The sequence below is a fragment of the Cytobacillus dafuensis genome (assembly GCF_007995155.1).
GTDB classification, from domain to species: Bacteria; Bacillota; Bacilli; order Bacillales; family Cytobacillaceae; genus Cytobacillus; species Cytobacillus dafuensis.
The window spans coordinates 3,109,634-3,124,741 of the sequence record NZ_CP042593.1; the positions used below are offsets into that span (position 1 = coordinate 3,109,634).

The following is a 15,108-nucleotide window of genomic DNA, read 5'->3' on the forward strand; positions in this document are numbered from 1 at the left end:
TTTTATGATAGGATATAAAAAAAGTAATTAGCTCTTATTTCTTTATTTTCGTCATTAAAATGTTTATAGAACTAGTGTTGGCTAATAAGCTTAACACAAATGGCGGGAATGACAATTATGAGGAGGGAAATAAAATGAATGTTCACGAACTAACAATGAAGTTTCTTCAAACTAGGAATTATAGTCCAGAAAATGTAAATGAATTGCTTGATTTTACGAAAAAGGCTTATATTCATGATGATATTTGTATTTCAGTCTATCGTAAGCTTGTTCGTGAACTCGAGGCACAGGGTGCAGAGCTTCCAGATTTCTCTTAAACTATTCCTCATAGAAAACTAGAATACAATTCAATAAAGAACCTATTATGAAGGGCTCTTCACCTCTTATTTTATTAAGATGGCGGAGAGCCCATTTCTTCATTCAATAATAACTGAAGCACTTGATTTAATACAAAATTAGATGAAGCCACTAAATTTTTAAATCTTGATCGACTTGTTTCCGGGAAAAAAGCTTGGACTGAAATCGTTTCAATATGTTCATTTGTAGATTCAATCTGCTGGGGATACAGGTTTTTCGGCCTTGTTGCTGTAATCCATTTAATTGCTTCATTCTTCCATTTGTCATTAAGTAACTTTACTTCGTCGGCAAAAGGTTTGACTTCTTCATAAAAATCTCCACTCTTTCCTGTTTCCCTTACCATTGAATACTTTTCTGTCATTTTATTAATACGCTCTAATAGCTGGCTTGTTAGTGCTATAAGCTCATTCTGCTTATCCATTATTTATCAGCTCCGAATAATTAGAAAAACTTGGCATTCGCCAAGTCCTTTTTGGCGAATGCCTTAGTTTTTCTTATGCGATCTTATTAGCAAATATTTAATTGATAACACACTTTACTTTAGTACGTTAATAAACTTAAACATTCCTATTAGCTAAAAAAGCAGCTTAATAAATTAAGCTACTATAATGACCCTATTTTATTGTAATTAAAACCCAAGTTCAAGCTTAATGCCTGTTGGATGATGATGAGTACCTTTTTTATCTAATTTTCCATTGAAATCATAAAGGTTAGCGGTTTTCGTTTCGAGTGAACGAATTTCCTCTGAGCAGTTCCTCATTTTTATCGCACATTCATCTTGCCATTTTTGACGGGCATTCGAAAAGTTTGATTCTATTGCACCCTCTAACTCCTCAAGCTGATCGTAAATTTCATTCAGCATATTTATCAATTCCTCTTTAGGCATTATTTTTTCATTCATTTTCTCGCCCTCCTTAAAATAAGCAATCTCAATTTTTTAAAAGTTTTTTTATCTGATGACTACTCTATTCGCCCTCACTAAATACTTTCCTTCACCACTGACAAAACTAGAAGTATTTCGCCAAAGAAAGTAGAATTTTTTAGTAATCAGTACTTCATTTCGACATACTCAAATAGCATGAAAGCAACTGCGATGCACACAATAATAAGTGGAGGTGAAGACGTATGAAAAGAACTGATAAACAAACTAAAGTTCAGCCAAAAAAACTAGAAGAATCAAAACCAGGGCATGGAGATAAAAAGTTAGAAGGTCCAAACCGACCTTCCACATAGAAAAGCGGGTGTCACTGCTAACAACTGTATGTACTGAACCGCCCCTCCTTTAGCTGCGGCTCATAGCCTCAATAATCAAGTTCGAGAGCCGATGATGTTCGCAGCTAGACAATTCTTAAGCTAAAAAAATATTCTTTTTTCGCTTCCAAAACGTTTGCTCTTTATTATTTAAGATTTTATTAATTCGCTTATATATATTGCCTTTTTCAATTGTCTTTGCTTTTTCAAATACCACTTCGTCATTTCAATTGGATGTTTTTGCTGTACATCTACCTTCAACCATTTTCTTCTCAATCGTTTATATTTCGACCAATCTTCAAAAAAAACCCTTTTATGATTAATCACCGGATAGGTACACCGTAAAAATGGAGTTGATCTGTTCGGCCTATTTTTAAAATAGTATTCATAATCGTATCTAGAGCCAGTATGTACTGTTTTGAGAGCAAATTCATAAAAAGCAGGATATAACTTCTTATCAAACAAAATATCTGCCAGCCTTTTCCCAAGTTCGATTCTTTTTGAAAGAGATTTAAAACCATTCACACTTGTACCATATAACTTCCCTTCACATGTTGGAAAAATAACCGAGCTAAAATGAAACCAATCCTGAAGAAAAAAAATTGGAGATTGAAATACACGTTTTTTATAAACTGGATTTTTAATAACAGGTTTTTGAATGATGTTTTGTTCATTGATAATTTGCGATATTAACAGCCTTTTATAATTTCTTTCTTCCCAAAAAACCACCCATTCGCTCTCCATAAATTTGGAAACATGAAAAAATCTTAATAAATGAAACATTGGTCGATTTATTTTCGTCGAATATTGATAGAGAAGCAATTGAGGAAAAGCATCCTGGAAAATAAGCCAATTTGCTCGTTCATAAGTTAAAAATAACTTTTTCCTAACCTGCTCCTTTATTATTTTGGGAAACCAATTTCCTTCAAGATCGCACATATTCCAGCCAGCATTTCGAGATACCATACTTGCTAGAAATGACCACAGCACTTCTGGATGGAGATGATAAAAATGAAAATAGGCATCCGTTCTTGAAATATTATCAGCATTATTTTTTATTGTTTGATCATGTATCTGCTGAATTAATTCGATTTCATCAATATTTAGTTGGTTTAATGACTTTTTTTTATGGAAATGTTTCATTAGTTTTCCTCCGAAAAAAGCATATTGCTTAACATTTGCAAATCGGTGCTTTTTATTCAACCAAAAATTAGCGAGATTTGTTATGATAAGTAATAGCTTGTGAGGTGATCAATAATGAAATTCCATTATCCTAACGGCAAGAAATATGTACCGAAAAAAGAGGAATCGATAGGGATTAAAAAAGAAAAAAAATGGTCTTACGGTAATCGCGGTATGACTTTGGAGGAAGATATTAACGAAACAAATGAGTATTATTTAAAAAATGGAATTGCTTCTATTCATAAAAAGCCAACACCTGTTCAAATCGTTCAAGTAGATTATCCAAAAAGAAGTGCTGCTGTCATTAAAGAAGCATACTTTAAGCAGGCATCAACAACCGATTATAATGGTGTTTATAAAGGGAGATACATTGATTTTGAAGCGAAAGAGACACAAAACCCAACATCATTTCCTTTACAAAACTTTCATGAACACCAAGTGAAACATATGGAAAATATTATTCAGCAAAAAGGAATCTGCTTCGTCCTTTTACGATTTTCTATTACTGAAGAAATTTTCCTTCTTGAAGCCATTCACTTACTCACTTTTTGGAAGAGAATGAAAGATGGAGGAAGAAAGTCAATAACCAAGGAAGAAATAGAGATTAATGGTCATCCAATTTCGCTTGGATACAACCCAAGAATTGACTATATTAAAAAAATCGATTATCTTTATAACCTTAGATGAATTACGGAGGCGCCTTCGAAACAATCAAATTTCAGATTGTTCCTTTGGTGATTATTCGAAGTATATTTCCTAATAGCAAAAACAACTCTTCTTATCATCAGAAAGGATGAACATATATGTCAGAAAAATACCAATCAAGAGAGGAGCGCCGAAAACAGCAAACTCCAAATCCAAATAAAAAGAAAAAAAAGCAGGCAAAAGGGATATTTAAACGTATCTTTTTAACATTAATAGCCCTTGGCATCGCGGGTATGCTGCTTGGTGCTGGCGCATTTGCCTACATGGTTAAGGATGCACCAAAACTTGATGAAAAACAATTACGGGATCCGATCCCATCCAAAATATTAGATAAAGATGGCAATGTCATTACAGAAGTTGGATCAGAAAACCGAGAATATGTTGAATATGAAGATATCCCCAAATTGGTGGAGGACGCATTTCTAGCCACTGAGGATGTTCGTTTTTATCAACATAACGGGATGGATTTGAGGCGTCTTGCCGGTGCTGTATTAGCAAATATTACTGATGGTTTTGGTTCACAAGGAGCTAGTACGATTACTCAGCAAGTCGTGAAAAATTCCTTCCTAAATAATGAAAAAACATTAAGCAGGAAGGCTCAAGAAGCTTGGCTTTCCTTTCAGCTTGAACGTAAATATACAAAGCAAGAAATTTTCGAGATGTATGTGAATAAAATTTGGATGTCAGAAGGTAGTCATGGGGTATTGACAGCTTCTCATATTTATTTCGGTAAAGACCTCGACGAACTCGAGTTGCATGAAGCTGCTTTACTAGCAGGAATGCCGCAAAGTCCCGAAAATTATAATCCTTTCAAGCATCCTGATAAAGCAGAAAAAAGACGTAATATTGTTCTTTCTTTAATGAATCAGCATGGTTTCATCACAAAAGAAGAAATGGAAGCTGCTCAAAAAATTCCAGTTGAATCAAGTCTTGTTAAGGAAGAAGATCGCAAGCACAATGACTCACCTTATGATTCATTTGTTGATGTTGTCATTGATGAGATGGAACAAAAATATCCTGATTTGAACGTTTCTTCAGATGGTTTAACCATTCATACTACATTAGATACGAATGCACAGGATTATGTTGAGAAAATGCTTAATTCAAATGAAATTGTTCAATTTCCTGATGATAAATTTCAAGCAGGTATTACCCTATTGGATACAAAAACAGGTGAAATTAGGGCAATAGGCGGAGGTAGAAACCTTGAAGTAAAAAGAGGATTTAACTACGCAACGGATTTAAGAAGACAAGCTGGTTCGACCTTTAAACCAATACTCGATTATGGTCCTGCCATTGAATATTTAAATTGGGGCACGTATCATGTTCTTAACGATGAACCATACACTTATTCAGATGGTACGAAAATCAATAACTGGGATCACAAGCATATGGGGCCGATGTCAATGCGTGAGGCATTAGCACGTTCACGAAACATCCCTGCTCTAAAAACTTTACAAGAGGTTGGCCCAGATAAAGCGAAGGAATTTGCGAATAATTTGGGCTTTGAGCTAGACGAGGTAAACGAATCCTATGCAATTGGTGCCAATTTAGTATCACCACTTCAAATGGCAGGTGCCTACAGTGCCTTTGGAAATAACGGCCTATACAATGAGCCTCATGCCATTAAAGAAATTGAAATGCGAGACGGAACAAAAATTGATGTCACTCCTGAAACAAAACCTGTTATGAAGGACTCTACAGCTTTCATGATTACAGATATGCTAAAAAGTGGTGTAAAGGATTCTTACGGTACAGGAAAAGCGGCAAATGTTCCAAACCTACATGTCGTTGGAAAAACAGGAACGACCAACTATAGTGCTGATCAAATTCAAAAATGGAATATTCCAAATGGTGCGTTACCTGATGCATGGTTTGCTGGCTATACAACAAACTACACAGCAGCAGTTTGGACTGGATATAAAGATATGGAAAACTCTATAGCAGCAGGCCATGACCAAAGAATTGCACAATTGTTATTTAAAAATTTAATGGAGCATGTATCACAAGGAATTGATACACCTGACTTCCCTGTTCCAAATAGTGTGGAAAAAGTAGCTATTGAAAAGGGAACATCAAAGCTAGCAAGTGAATTTACACCTAAAGATCAGATCGTTTATGAATATGCTGTTAAAGGTCATGCACCAACCGAAATTTCTGATAAATACGATAAGCTTGATTCTCCTTCAGACTTAAGTGCAGCATATGACAAAGAAGCAAATGAAATTGTATTGAATTGGAAGTATCCAGATGAAGTAGATGATGTACAATTTGAGGTATCAGTATCTCTAGATGAGGGCGCAGACCAGCCATTACAAGTGGTTTCTGAAAAAGGAATAAGAGTGGCTAACCCTGTTCCAGGAGGTATTTATCAATTCAAGGTCGTAGCAATTCGAGATGATCAAAGAAGTGATTCTGCAGTTGTAAAAGTCGAAATTCCAGCTCCTGAGATCAGTGATGATCAAGATGATACGGGTGAAGGTGGAATAGATAATGGCCAAGGCAACGAAAACGGAAATCCTGAAGATGATGGATCAGGTCAAGGAAATGGAAATGGAAATGGAAGCGATAATGGACAGGGTAACGGCACTGACCAAGGTGGTGGCGGCGGTCTAGGTGAAAGTGGTAATCCGTCAGACCCTGGACAGACGAATCCTCCTTCAGGACCTACCTCTCCTGGCTCAGGCTTTCAATGAAATTAATAGCGCAATCGCCTTTGGATCAATCAACTGGACATGCTTAAATGTTTTTCATTATTAATAGAAAAAAGCGTCTCTTAGCTTAGTGCTGAGACGCTTTTTTTAATGCTATTTGCTTAACGTAAAGCTTTTCCATTTCAATCATTAGTTCAGATAATTGAATAAATGAATGATAAAGGGTCGGTCTATGCAAAATAAATTCTAATCTTTCTACCATATTTACAGGCTTAATAATTAAAGACTTTGCATTTTTATAATTTGTAAGAGAAACGGGCAAACCGTTTCCCCAATAAACAAACTCTAGAAAAAGACAAATACCTTTTTTCATCGGAGCAGTTACTTGAGTACGCTCCCTTTTTGCAAATACCTTTTTTAAAAACTCTTTTTCTGAATTCCATTCATTTAAAAGAATAGGAATGCACTCTTCCCGCAATTCCCACGGCCTTTTTGCATTAATTCCTAAATAATAGGCAGCCTCATATAGAAATGGCATAGAGGGAAGTATATGAGTCAATGCATGCTCATCAATTGTGAATGAATCATTCTTAGTAAAGAGGTGTGGATCCATAAGCTCTTCGGGGATTGAAAGAGTTATTTTAGTACTCATTTCTTACTCTTCCCTTTCATCCGCTTTTTCCCTTCTCTGCATACTTCTAATAGAGGACAAACATCACATTGAGGATTCTGTGCTTTACAATGGTATCGACCAAAAAAAATCATTCGATGGTGAGTAATATGCCATTCTTCTATTGGAATCTTTTTCATTAAGGATTTCTCCACTTCCAATACGGAATCCTTCCACTTGCAAAATGCTAATCTCTTGCTAACTCGTTCAACATGGGTATCAACAGCAATTGCTGGGACACCGAAGGCAACTGAGACAACTACATTTGCAGTTTTTCTTCCGACACCCGGCAACTTTGTTAATTCGTCCCGATCCTGAGGGATAATACCATTGTATTCCTCTAATAATAGACTGCATAATTTTTGAATATTTTTGGCTTTATTACGATATAATCCTATTGAACGAATATCATCCTGTAATTCTTCAAGAGAAACCTTTAGGTAGTCTGATGGTGTTTTGTATTTTTGAAATAAATCTTTTGTTACTTTATTAACTAATACATCTGTGCATTGAGCCGATAAAGCAACTGCAATGACAAGTTCAAAAGGATTGGAATGATTTAATTCGCAATGGGCATCTGGAAACATTTCTCCCATTTTATCAAGACAAAACCTTATTTGATTCTTATTTAACAATGATCTCACCACTTAATTTTGTTTTAACAAAAATATAGTCGCTTTAATAACAGAAAGTATATGCAATAACTTTTATTTATTGTTCCAACCAATTATAAAAGGGTATTGATTTTGTTGTTTGTGCCGAGCCTTCATTGGCTTTATATCGATTCTGTGATTGATTTTGTCTAAACTTTTTACCATAACTTTTAGCTTGTTCGATTGTTTTGATTCCATTCTTCTTCCACTCAAACAAAATTCTATCAATATAACGAAAATTTAGCTTACCTGAAATCACAGCTTCTCTAAGTGCAGCTTTTATTATGTGAGGATCATGATGATCATCATCCATCCACAATGCAAGTGTCTCACATTCAAATGGAGACAATGGCCGACCAAATTCCTGTTCAAAGCATGTATATAAATCTGTTTCGTTTTGCTGATTTATGACTGCAGCTTCTTGTTTACTCTTTAAAAGAAAATGATCAAATAGTTTTTCAAATAGAGGTTCGATATTGTACTTTTCATATCGGATTCCTTCGGCTGAATAACTGTCTTTAATTTCTATATAACCTTTTTGAATTAATTTTCTAAGTATTTCAGTACACTCTGATACAGAAATAGTCATACGTGAAGATAATTCAATTGGGGTAGGAAATTCATTTCCTTTTTCGATAAAAGAAATGACGTGCAATATTAAAACTAGTTCATGCTCATAGAGATTCATTTCTTTATAGTGATTTAATAAAGCTCCAGGTATCGTTACATTTCCTTCCTGGAGCCACTTTAATATACTTGTTTTAGACATCCCTGACACCTCTTTATCAGTATAGCATGAACTGCTCCTATCTAGTAAGAAGAATAAAAGGTAACTTTTCCATACTAAAAAACTCGACAGAAAGTATAACAAAAAGAGCTCACCTATAAATACTTACTATTAGAAAAACTTAGCGTTCACCAAGTCCTTTTTGGCGAATGCCTTAGTTTTTCTAATGCGATCTTATTAGCAGTTAAATTAATTGAACACACACTTTACTTTAGTACGTTAAAAAACTTAAACTTTCCTATTAGCTAAAAAAAGAAAACCGGCAGATTTACCGATTTTCTTTCACATTACTTCTCATTTAAGCTTCATAATTTTACAATTCAAATATTAAAATTATGGGTATAATCGATTTAATAATCGTGGGAATGGGATGGATTCACGAACATGTTCCACTCCACTAATCCATGCTACAGTTCTTTCAAGGCCAAGACCAAATCCTGAATGAGGAACAGAACCATATTTACGCAACTCTAAATACCATCCATACGCATCTAAATCAAGGTTATGCTCTTCCAAACGCTGCTTAAGAAGATCATAATCATGAATACGCTCTGAACCACCAATAATCTCTCCATAGCCCTCTGGAGCAATTAAGTCAGCACATAGGACTACATCTTCTCGGTTTGGATCTGGCTGCATGTAAAATGGTTTTAATGACGTTGGATAATGAGTGATGAATACTGGCTTATCATAGCTCTCAGCAATTGCTGTTTCATGCGGAGCACCAAAATCATCTCCCCATTTAATATCATTAAACCCTTTTTCATGTAAAAATTTAATCGCTTCATCATACGTAATGCGTGGAAAAGGTGCCTTCACCTGTTCTAGCTTAGATGTGTCACGACCTAATGTTTTTAACTCTAAGCTACAATTTTCTAATACAGATTGAACTACATGAGAAACATATTCCTCCTGCACCTTTAAGCTATCCTCGTGTTCATAAAAAGCCATTTCAGGTTCAATCATCCAGAACTCAATTAAATGGCGACGAGTTTTTGATTTTTCCGCTCTAAATGTAGGACCAAATGAGAAAACCTTTCCAAGAGCCATGGCAGCTGCTTCCATATATAATTGACCGCTTTGAGATAGATATGCATCTTCATCGAAATATTTCGTATGAAATAATTCAGATGTTCCCTCTGGTGCACTTCCAGTCAATATCGGAGGATCGATCTTTGCAAAGCCTTGTTTATTATAAAATTCATATGTAGCTCTAATGATTTCGTTTCGAATTTTCATAACGGCATGTTGGCGACGAGAGCGAAGCCATAAATGACGGTTATCCATTAAAAATTCAGTTCCATGCTCCTTTGGTGTAATTGGATAATCAACAGCAGCATGAATCACTTCAATACCTGTTACAAGCAATTCGAAACCGAATGGAGAACGTTCATCCTTTTGGATTTTTCCTGTAACATAAAGGGATGATTCTTGCGTCACTGACTTTGCCGCTTGAAATACTTCCTCTGGTACTTCACTTTTGACAATAACACCTTGAATAAATCCTGTTCCATCACGAAGTTGAAGGAAAGCAATTTTTCCGCTAGAGCGCTTATTCGCAACCCATGCTCCAATTTTTACTTCTTGTTCAACATATTTGTATACTTCAGATATTGTCGTTTTAATCACTAATGTTCCCTCCAAAAACTAGCAAATCTCATGTAATGTATCCAATATATTATACCTTTCAGCTAAGGGACAAGCAACAAAGAAAAGAAGAAACGCATTGAAAGAACATAATTAAAGCAGCAGCCGATTTCTTCGGCTGCCACTTTTTATTTCATATTTTTTTCGACAAATTGATGAATTCGATCTACTGCTTTTTCTAATAATTCTAAAGATGTTGCATACGACAAACGAATGTTATTCGGTGCACCAAAGCCAGAGCCAGGGATAACCGCAACCATTGCGTCTTCAAGCAAAGCTTTTGAAAAATCATCAACATTTTGGAATCCTGTCAATTCGGCGGCAACTTTTACATTCGGGAATAAATAAAAAGCTCCTTGAGGCTTTATACATGAAAAACCAGGAATCGCAATTAACTTTTCGTAGATAATGTTTAATCGATTTTCAAACGCTTCTTGCATGTCTTTAAGCATTTTTTGTGAACCTGAATAAGCAGCAATTGCTCCATATTGAGCAGTTGTAGTTGGATTTGATGTGCTATGACTAGCAAGGTTTGTCATTGCTTGAATAAGATCTTTATTTCCTGCTGCGTATCCAATTCTCCAACCAGTCATGGAATGAGATTTAGAAACACCATTTATGATAATTGTTTGCTCTTTTAATTCCGGGGAAATCTCAGCAATAGATACATGCTTAAACTCACCATAAACTAGCTTTTCATAAATTTCATCAGACACAATTAATATATTATGATTTAAACAAACCTCACCTAATGCCCTTAATTCTTCTTCTGAATAAAGCATTCCTGTTGGATTACTAGGTGAATTGATTATTACAGCCTTTGTTTTATCCGTTATCGCAGACATTAACTGTTCAGGGGTAATTTTATACTCATTCTCCTCTTTACCCTCTATATAAACGGGAATGCCATCAGCTAATTTTACTTGTTCAGGATAGCTTACCCAATATGGTGTTGGGATAATTACTTCATCCCCTTCATCAAGAAGTGCCTGAAATAATGTATACAGTGCATGCTTCGCACCACTTGCTACAATAATTTGACTTGGATCATAATCAATTCCTTGATCATCTTTAAACTTTTTAACAATTTCTTTTTTTAAAGCTGGAAGACCTGCAGAAGGTGTATATTTCGTATGACCTTCATTCATTGATTGAACAGCTGCATCGATTATATGCTGAGGGGTATTAAAATCGGGTTCACCTGCTCCTAAACCTATTACATCATAGCCCTGCTCCTTTAATTCTTTTGCTTTCGCGGTAATTGCAAGTGTTGAAGATGGTGTTAATGCTTTTACTCTTTGTGCAAGATGAATCTTCATACTGAAATTCCTCCACTTTTCTTATAAGTTCTCAATATTCTTGCGCCATTTCCCTGTTTCAAAATCAACATAATAATAATTTATTAAATCTCCCTCAGTACGGTAGTATATTTCCCATAGAGGGATATTGTTTTCTATCCCAAGTCGAATGGATATGATTTCTTTCGGATTTTTTTCTTCTTTTAGTTTGTTTAATGCTTCTTGTTTCGTAACTCCATCTTTCACATTTCGGACAATAATTCTTCCTTCGTTTTCAGGTATCCAAACATAGAGGGCTGTCCCATTTTTGTCCTTGCCTTTTAATACATAATAAGTTTCTTGGCCGTTATATAATTGAAAGTCATCTACTTCTTTCAGCCTGGTTTCTTTCAATGCAATCTCAATTGCTTTCTTTTCGGCCGCTTTAACTGGTTCAACAGCTTTTAAATACACGAAAATCCCAGATCCTAAACCAACTGCAAGTATAATTAAGAATATAATAATTATTTTTTTCACATTTGTCACTCTTCTTATGTACGATAAATTGAAAAAACCGCTTTATTTTGATCTTCCTTATCAAGTGCTAAACCAAACATTAAATCTTTTTCTTTTAATGTTCTGTTTAATACATCAACAACCTTATAGAGGTCTGGGCTAAGTTGAATTTTCACTGTTGATATAACCTCAATTTTGCTTTCCATACTGGAATTCCTCCTCAAGTACAACAATATTTGTAACTCATACACAATTAACACATCGTACAAACTATATGTACGTAACATTTTAAACCTTAATCTTTAGTATAACAGCTCTAAGTAAAGCCTTGAATAAAAAAACTAATATTTTTTCTAATCCACTTTCGTTATTTAGCTGCGCTTAATTAAGCGCAGCCCTTTTACTTTTTTCAATTAGTTCATCGATTTTTTTATGGTATCAATCATACCGTCAATTTTACTTTTAATTATTGGGATTTTAGGAATAGACTCTAAAAATGCTTTCCCATAATGAGTCGTAATAATTCTTCGATCAAAAATAAAAATAAATCCTTTATCACTTCTGGTTCTAATCAATCTGCCAAATCCCTGTTTAAAGCGAATAATCGCATCTGGCAAGGAATAATCTGAAAATGCATTTCCGCCACTTTGTTTAATTTGATCACATTTTGCTTCTGTGTAAGGATCATCGGGAGGTGAAAAAGGTAATCTTATTATTATTAAGCATGACAAATCTTCACCAGGGATGTCTACCCCCTCCCAAAAACTGTTTGTACCTAATAAGATGGCCTTATCAAATTTTTGAAAATTCCTTGTTAATCTTGAGCGGCTCCCACTGGAAACACCTTGTGCAATAATAGCATAATCATCAAGAAAACCTGACTCTTTAATGAGTTCGTATGTTTTTCTTAACATTTCGTGGGAAGTAAATAAAATGAGCATCCTACCTTTAGTCGCTTCTGCAATTGAAATAATATGTTCGCTAATGGCCGTAACATACTCCTCTATTGGAACCGCATTAACCTCTGGTAAGTCCTCTGGAATAAACAGCTTTATTTGTTCTTCATAATCAAAAGGTGATGGAATTTGTTCTACAGAACAATCAATCGGCTTTAATCCTAGCTCGTTTAAAATATAATGAAAGGAATTTTTCACCGACAAAGTAGCCGATGTAATAATGACTGATTCCTTCTTTTCAAAGAAATCCTGCTTTAGAATATCACCAACCTCAATAGGCTGTGCATAAATAGTCGTTGCATTTTGCATAGATCTTATATCTAATTCGATCCATATTACATAATCTTTGGAAGGATGTAATATGGCTTTTTTTATTACTAGCATGATTTCTTCTAGTTCTATACATAATGTAACAAGCTCTTCCATAAACGATTTTTCACGTGCAGATAAATGATCCTTGATCGAGCTAATAAAATCTAATCTATTATTTAGTTCAGTATAAAAATCCTTTAATAGAAATAGAAAACGCTCTGCACTAGCTTCTACTGCCTTCCATTCCTTACTTGCTTCATCAGCTGAAATACGGCAATTTATCCGATTATATCCCTTTCTAGACCTAGTTTTCTTTTTCGTAAACACCCCAATTATTTTAAACAGCTCATCCATTTCGAAAAGTAGTTCATTCATCATTTGATTTAATTCAAAGGAATGTATTAACTTATAATCGCTTATTTCTTCTTTTTCTATAATTTGCTCAAGCTTATATAACAATTGTTTTTGTTCCAAATGACCAATGCGACCAAGCAAGAAACGTGTATGTAAATAATCTAATGTAGATCCAAAATGCTTGCCTGAAGCCTTGACAAAATGATGACCTTCATCAATTACAACATGGCTATATTCAGGCAGTATTTTATTATCTGCTACTAAATCCGATAATAGCAAGGCGTGATTCGTGATAATGATATCAGATTTTAAAGCTGCTTTTCTCGCTCGGTAATAGAAATCTCGAGATAACCATGATTTATTTTGAAGGAAAATGGCTTCATCATTTTTAATTTTATTCCAATAAATCATACCTCCACTTGATAGATTTAACTCATCGATGTCGCCAGTATTCGTTTCAGTCAACCATACAAGAATTTGCATCTTCGTTAAAACCGTATCGTAATTGTCATCCTTATCTTTTAATGTTTGTTCAAATTTAGCCAAACTCAAATAATGATTTCTTCCTTTTAGCAGTACAGCTTTTAGCGGGAAAGGAAGCATTTTTTGCAATTTAGGAATATCATTTGAAAGGAGCTGAGCTTGCAGATTGGTCGTATATGTACTAACAATAACTGGTTGTCCAATTTCTTTTCCAAAAATAACTGCAGGGATCAAGTAAGCTAATGATTTACCTACTCCAGTACCAGCTTCAATGATGGCATGCTTTTTTTGTGTTAAGGCTCCATAAACAGAATCCATCATTGAAAATTGACCTGATCGAATTTCATAGGCAGGAAATGCTTTTTTGAAAAGCTCTATCTTCTGCGATTGCTGAGTAGGGAATTCGATCTCTTCATGATTTTTGTAATCAATTTGATCTAGAGTCCTTTTTAAAGCAATTCCATGATGAATATCGAGATCATCCTGTAAATATTCAATCGAAGATTCCTTTTGAATAATGATATTATCGAGAAGTAAATCTAAATCACTTTTTAATGAACCAGAGAGCTTATGAATTTGTTTAGTTGTATTTAATGGTAATTTTTCAAGTCGGACTAAAAGACGCAATAATAATTCCGCAGTCACATAAGCGTCACTGTCTGCCTGGTGCGGACGCTCATGATTTAGCCCTTCTCTTTGAGCTAATTCTGACAATTGAAAGCTATCTGCGGTTGGCATTAAAATTCTTGAAAGCTCTACTGTATCTAATACAGGACCATAAAAGCCATTATATCCAGCCTCAATTAGCTCTTCCTGTAAAAAAGAAAGGTCAAAAAGAACATTATGGGCGACAAAATAAGCATCTTCTAATAGGGTATGCACTTTAGGAGCAATTTCAGAAAAAACGGGAGCATCATGCACTATTTCATCATCTAACCCCGTTAATTCTTCAATAAATGGAGGAATCGGTTTTCCAGGGTTTATAAAAGAGGAGTATTCTTCAATTATTTTTCCGTTTTTGATCACAACAGCAGCAAATTGTATTATTTTATCACCCTTTTTCGGTGAATTTCCTGTTGTTTCCAAATCAATCACAACAAATTTATTACCCATACTTCACACCTCTAACATTCAGTCATTCAAACGGTATCATAAAAACGGAAAAAGAAAAAGTAAAAACCTCCTTCTTATATTTTTAGCAATTTTTTGGAAATATATAGCTTCTCTAAAAGAGTATGTATATCAGCTATTCTTTTTTACTAAAAAGGCCGACGCGGTACATCGGTCAGCCTTTTTTAGTTAAT

Annotated in this window: 14 protein-coding genes; 3 read left to right on the top strand and 11 right to left on the bottom strand. The window is 34.7% G+C overall.

The genetic code is table 11. From position 1 onward, the window contains the following. Positions 1-134: 134 nt before the first annotated feature. Positions 135-317: a YppF family protein gene (locus tag FSZ17_RS14750; protein WP_057771321.1), complete on the top strand. Its 183-nt coding sequence runs from the start codon at positions 135-137 to the stop codon at positions 315-317. A gap of 74 nt (positions 318-391) precedes the next feature. On the opposite strand, the gene FSZ17_RS14755 is transcribed toward FSZ17_RS14750, so the two are convergent. The 3 genes from FSZ17_RS14755 to FSZ17_RS14765 form a co-directional block, all read right to left on the bottom strand. Then, the gene (locus FSZ17_RS14755; RefSeq protein ID WP_057771322.1) at positions 392-778 is read right to left on the bottom strand and encodes a YppE family protein; all 387 of its coding nucleotides are present in this window, start codon (positions 776-778) and stop codon (positions 392-394) included. Between the two features lie 207 nt (positions 779-985). Then, a complete protein-coding gene (locus tag FSZ17_RS14760; RefSeq protein ID WP_057771323.1) occupies positions 986-1,258 on the bottom strand; it encodes a hypothetical protein in 273 nt (90 codons plus the stop codon). A 500-nt stretch (positions 1,259-1,758) separates the two neighbouring features. Next, entirely contained in the window at positions 1,759-2,751 is a 993-nt protein-coding gene (locus FSZ17_RS14765; protein WP_057771324.1) for a DUF2515 domain-containing protein, read from the bottom strand. Positions 2,752-2,865: 114 nt separating this feature from the next. Here FSZ17_RS14765 and recU point away from each other — a divergent pair, with 114 nt between their 5' ends. Together recU and FSZ17_RS14775 are read left to right on the top strand one after the other, a co-directional pair. After that, complete coding sequence (gene recU / locus FSZ17_RS14770) at positions 2,866-3,477, top strand: Holliday junction resolvase RecU (RefSeq protein WP_057771325.1); 612 nt, start codon at positions 2,866-2,868, stop codon at positions 3,475-3,477. A gap of 116 nt (positions 3,478-3,593) precedes the next feature. Continuing rightward, a complete protein-coding gene (locus FSZ17_RS14775; protein ID WP_057771326.1) occupies positions 3,594-6,191 on the top strand; it encodes a transglycosylase domain-containing protein in 2,598 nt (865 codons plus the stop codon). Between the two features lie 85 nt (positions 6,192-6,276). Here FSZ17_RS14775 and FSZ17_RS14780 read toward each other — a convergent pair whose 3' ends face one another. The 8 genes from FSZ17_RS14780 to dinG all read right to left on the bottom strand — a co-directional run bounded on the left by FSZ17_RS14780 (position 6,277) and on the right by dinG (position 14,917). Next, positions 6,277-6,801, bottom strand: coding sequence for a YpoC family protein (locus FSZ17_RS14780; protein WP_057771327.1), 525 nt, complete (start codon positions 6,799-6,801; stop codon positions 6,277-6,279). Next, positions 6,798-7,454, bottom strand: a complete 657-nt coding sequence (gene nth / locus FSZ17_RS14785) for an endonuclease III (RefSeq protein ID WP_057771328.1) — start codon at positions 7,452-7,454, stop codon at positions 6,798-6,800. The genes FSZ17_RS14780 and nth overlap by 4 nt, the downstream gene beginning before the upstream one ends. Before the next feature lie 76 nt (positions 7,455-7,530). Next, positions 7,531-8,241 (bottom strand): DnaD domain-containing protein, encoded by a 711-nt coding sequence (locus FSZ17_RS14790; RefSeq protein WP_057771329.1) that lies wholly within the window; start codon positions 8,239-8,241, stop codon positions 7,531-7,533. A gap of 351 nt (positions 8,242-8,592) precedes the next feature. After that, a complete protein-coding gene (asnS, locus tag FSZ17_RS14795; protein WP_146846662.1) occupies positions 8,593-9,885 on the bottom strand; it encodes an asparagine--tRNA ligase in 1,293 nt (430 codons plus the stop codon). Positions 9,886-10,034: 149 nt separating this feature from the next. Further along, on the bottom strand, positions 10,035-11,219 hold the full coding sequence (locus FSZ17_RS14800) for a pyridoxal phosphate-dependent aminotransferase (protein ID WP_146846664.1): 1,185 nt from the start codon (positions 11,217-11,219) through the stop codon (positions 10,035-10,037). Between the two features lie 27 nt (positions 11,220-11,246). Beyond that, positions 11,247-11,720 (bottom strand): cell wall elongation regulator TseB-like domain-containing protein, encoded by a 474-nt coding sequence (locus tag FSZ17_RS14805; protein ID WP_057771332.1) that lies wholly within the window; start codon positions 11,718-11,720, stop codon positions 11,247-11,249. A gap of 14 nt (positions 11,721-11,734) precedes the next feature. After that, entirely contained in the window at positions 11,735-11,905 is a 171-nt protein-coding gene (locus FSZ17_RS14810) for a YpmA family protein (protein WP_075209175.1), read from the bottom strand. A 207-nt stretch (positions 11,906-12,112) separates the two neighbouring features. Further along, entirely contained in the window at positions 12,113-14,917 is a 2,805-nt protein-coding gene (gene dinG / locus FSZ17_RS14815; RefSeq protein WP_057771333.1) for an ATP-dependent DNA helicase DinG, read from the bottom strand. Between the last annotated feature and the right edge of the window lie 191 nt (positions 14,918-15,108).